The sequence below is a fragment of the Deltaproteobacteria bacterium genome, from assembly GCA_019308995.1.
In the GTDB taxonomy this organism is placed as follows: Bacteria; Desulfobacterota; Desulfarculia; order Adiutricales; family JAFDHD01; genus JAFDHD01.
Map to the genome: position 1 here is coordinate 1 of JAFDHD010000195.1, position 3,358 is coordinate 3,358.

3 protein-coding genes are annotated in these 3,358 nt (G+C 50.7%); all 3 read left to right on the forward strand.

Annotated features, from left to right (window positions below; genetic code table 11):
- The coding region (locus tag JRI95_16730; GenBank protein ID MBW2063190.1) for an ABC transporter substrate-binding protein at positions 1-1,434 on the forward strand (1,434 nt) is incomplete at its 5' end.
- 84 nt (positions 1,435-1,518) lie between these two features.
- The gene (locus JRI95_16735) at positions 1,519-2,436 is read left to right on the forward strand and encodes an ABC transporter permease (protein MBW2063191.1); all 918 of its coding nucleotides are present in this window, start codon (positions 1,519-1,521) and stop codon (positions 2,434-2,436) included.
- Positions 2,437-2,484: 48 nt separating this feature from the next.
- Positions 2,485-3,358, forward strand: an 874-nt coding sequence (locus tag JRI95_16740) for an ABC transporter permease (GenBank protein MBW2063192.1), incomplete at its 3' end; no start/stop codon positions are given.

Genomic DNA, 3,358 nt, shown 5'->3' on the forward strand with positions numbered 1-3,358 from the left:
ACCATGAACACGGAACTGGCCACCTTGAACCCTTTCCGCGCCAAGACGGGCTGGGATTATCCCTGGATGGAGCCTCTTTTTATGAGGCTGGCTGAACTTGATACTGAGCACGGTAAGATGATCCCGGCCATTGGTGTTTCCTGGAAGATTCTGGACAATAACACAGATTTCATGGTCAAGCTCAGACAGGATATCAAGTTTTCCAACGGCGATCCTGTCACGGCCGAGGACATAAAATTCTCTTATGAACAGTATAAAGACAGGAAGAACGCCCACGTGGGCCGGCGTATTTTCAAGTACATCACCGATGTCGAGATCAAGGACCCGACTACGCTTATCTTCCGCATGAATAAACCATACTGGAACTGGAGCGGGCTGATAAGGGGCGCCTGCTTTATTGTTCCTAAAAAGTATTATGAGGCAGTTGGCCCAAAGGAATTTGCCAAGAAACCGATCGGGAGCGGCGCATTTACGCTGGTGAAACGAATGATAGGTGAAGGGGCCACTTACAAGGTTGTGGCCAATCATCCTATCTATAAACCTCAATTCAAGACACTAAAATTCAAGCTGGTCCCCGACGCTACGGTCAGGGTTCAGCTGCTCAAGGCCGGCCAGGCGGACCTTATCTGGGGTGTGCCGCCTCAGGATTATGCCTCGCTTAAAAAGACCAAAGGGATAAAGATTTATTCTCTTCCTTACCCTTCCTTTTTCGGCCTCAACTTCACGACGATCTTTCAGGACAATGTTATATCTGATTTAAACCTCCGACTGGCCATCAACCACGCCATTAATCGCGAAGAGATTGCGGACAAGTTATTTTTCGGCCAGGCCACACCCATTTATAACTTCTGGGACCCCACCGACAAGACCTATGACCCGAGTTTCAAGTATAAGTATGATCCTGAGAAGGTTCGGGCCCTGCTGAAAAAATCGAGCTATAAGCCGGGAACGGCCCTGACCATCAACTTCCACGCCCTTCTCCCCAACTCTGAAATCGTGCTCCAGGCGGTGCAGAATTACCTCAAGCAAGCGGGCATCACCACCAAATTGAGGCAGTGGGAAGGAGGAACCTTAAGAGGCAAGTATATCAAGAAATCGAGAGAGATAGCTGAAATGGGAACAAACTACTGGCCGGGTGGAGATAGAGACCCCAACGTTCGGTTGACCCTGGGCATAAAGAAAGGCTCCTTCTTCTCCTTATATCATTCCAGTCCAGAGTTGGATAAAATGATTGACGAACAGCAATTCATGACCGATGCAAAAGAACGGCTGGTGGTCTTAAAAAAGATTTACAAGATGCTTTTCGACGACCCGGCTGTTTGTGCTTTTGTCTCCCAGAACCTTATTTACGCCACTAATGATTCGATAGACTATAAATGGGTCCCCTTTAACTCGCAACTGTTCAATGTCCATAACATCAAGATACTTAAATAGCTGGATTAATTTTTAGTATAGTAAGGGCTGCCAGGGGTGATTTTTCCACTACCTGGCGGCCCGAATTTACTAGGCGCTAAAAAAATGAGACGTTACATCATCAAACGCATCCTTCAGGCCATGGTGACCATTCTTTTAATCATGGTTATCATCTTCTTTCTTTCCCGGGCTATTGGTGATCCAGCGGTTCTCTTTATTACGGAGGATGCCGGGGAGGAAGAACTTGAGATACTCAGGGAGAAATTCGGAATTGACAAGCCGATCTGGGTTCAGTTTGTCCGCTTTTTCGCCTCGGCCGCCAGAGGAGACTTCGGAGAATCCTTCAAGTGGGACGAACCGGCGCTTCCGCTCGTGCTTTCACGCTTTCCGGCCACACTTGAACTGGCCGCCTGTGCCGTGCTTTTGAGCTCTTTTTTCGGCCTTTCCATCGGGATGATAACCGCGCTGAAACGCGACAGCTGGCTGGATCGCTTCGGACAATCCCTGGCTGTGTTTGGACAGGCGGTCCCGAATTTCTGGCTGGGGTTGATGCTGATTCTTTTATTCGGGGTTTACTTGAAATGGCTTCCCATATCAGGGCGAGAAGAACTTTCCAACGTGATCATGCCAGCCCTGACACTGAGCGCCTTTACGACCGCATCGGTGACTCGGCTGACCAGATCAAGCATGCTGGACGTGCTCGGAAGTGAATACATAAAAATGGTGCGCATCAAAGGCGCGCCCGAACGTATCGTTATCTTAAAGCATGGGTTGCGCAACGCCCTGATCCCCATCCTGACGCTCATCTCTCTTCAGTTCGGTTATTTATTGGGAGGATCGGTTATCGTGGAGACGGTCTTTGCCTGGCCCGGAGTCGGAAGACTGGCCATTGAAGCCTTTTTCCGCCGGGATTTCCCGGTCATTCAGTCGGTCGTCTTCTTTATGTCGTTTGTTTTCGTCACCATCAATCTCCTGGTGGATATTCTTTACGCTTACATTGATCCCAGGATTCGTTACGGATGAAATTTTTCAAGGGAGACATTGTCTTTTGAGAACCCAGTGAGATGAGACATGAGCGTTGAAAAGGGCCGTGGCCCGGACCAAGAGATAACTTCAAAGAAGGTTGCCCGGCGGAAGTATCCATTCGTGGCCTTTTTTCTCTTAGGGCTTTTTCTCGTGACGGCCTTCTTCGGACCTTTGTTCGCCCCTCATGACCCGGACGCTCAGGATTTATCCTATTCGCTCAAGCCGCCATTCTGGGTGGAAGGCGGGTCAATGTCTCATCTTCTGGGGACGGACTCTTTAGGCCGGGATTATTTAAGCCGAATTATTTACGGGGCCAGGATTTCCTTACTGGTCAGTTCGGTGGCCATCTGTATCTGCGGCACCATCGGCGTCCTCCTGGGCCTGCTTTCCGGCTATTTTGGCGGCCTGGTTGACACGTTAATCATGCGGTTCACCGACACCTGGATATCCATGCCTGCGCTCATCCTGGCCATCGCCTTTGTCAGTATTTTGGGACCGGGGCTTAGAAACGTCATCCTGGTTATCGGGATAACGGCCTGGACCGGTTACGCCAGGATCGTGAGGGGAGAGGTTCTGGGCCTTAAGGAGCTGGACTTTGTGGACCTGGCGCGGGCCACGGGCTGCAGTGAAGCCAGGATTCTCTTTTCCCACATTCTGCCGAACGTGGTCAATACGTTAATCATCCTGGTCACTTTAGACATAGGCCGGGTGATCATATGGGAAGCGGCGTTGAGTTTTCTCGGCCTCGGGGTTCAGCATCCTACCCCGGCCTGGGGCCTCATGCTGGCGGGAGGCAGAAAATTCATCACCTCTGCCTGGTGGCTGGTGACCTTTCCTGGAATCGCTATTCTCATAACCGTTCTCGGGGCCAACCTCACCGGGAACTGGCTCAGAGACGTGCTTGATCCCAAGCAGAAAC

What these genes read in the sequence shown, in the direction of transcription:
- JRI95_16735 (MBW2063191.1), top strand. Translation starts at nt 1,519, where the DNA reads ATGAGACGTTACATCATCAAACGCATCCTTCAGGCCATGGTGACCATT.